At 45.9% G+C, this 362-nt stretch carries 1 rRNA gene; it reads left to right on the top strand.

Annotation, left to right across the window (positions count from 1 at the left end):
- Positions 1–274 precede the first annotated feature (274 nt).
- A 5S ribosomal RNA gene (gene rrf, locus AEA42_RS19070) occupies positions 275–362 on the top strand; the annotation flags it as partial.

The following is a 362-nucleotide window of genomic DNA, read 5'->3' as shown; positions in this document are numbered from 1 at the left end:
GCGTTGTGAGGCGTTGAGCTAACTGATACTAATGACTCGAGAGGCTTAACCATACAACCCAGATGGGTTTTGCTAAGTAGCACTTAGACGAATAGAAACACTTAAGAAGTGGTACTCAATACAGCTTTCTAAATTAAGAAATAAAGGTTAATTACGCAGGTAATTGTACGGCAGACAAAGCCGTGACGAGCGAAGGGCGGAGTGTACAGTAGTACATGAGCACTGGAGTGAGGAGACAATGCCGTCAGACGTAGAATTAACCAGTAAGAATTTGCTTGGTGACAATAGCATTGTGGTCCCACCTGATCCCATCCCGAACTCAGAAGTGAAACGCAATCGCGCCGATGGTAGTGTGGGGTCTC

The sequence above is a fragment of the Shewanella sp. Sh95 genome, assembly GCF_001308045.1.
Lineage (GTDB): Bacteria > Pseudomonadota > Gammaproteobacteria > Enterobacterales > Shewanellaceae > Shewanella > Shewanella xiamenensis.
This window is presented reverse-complemented; position numbering and strand designations above follow the sequence as displayed.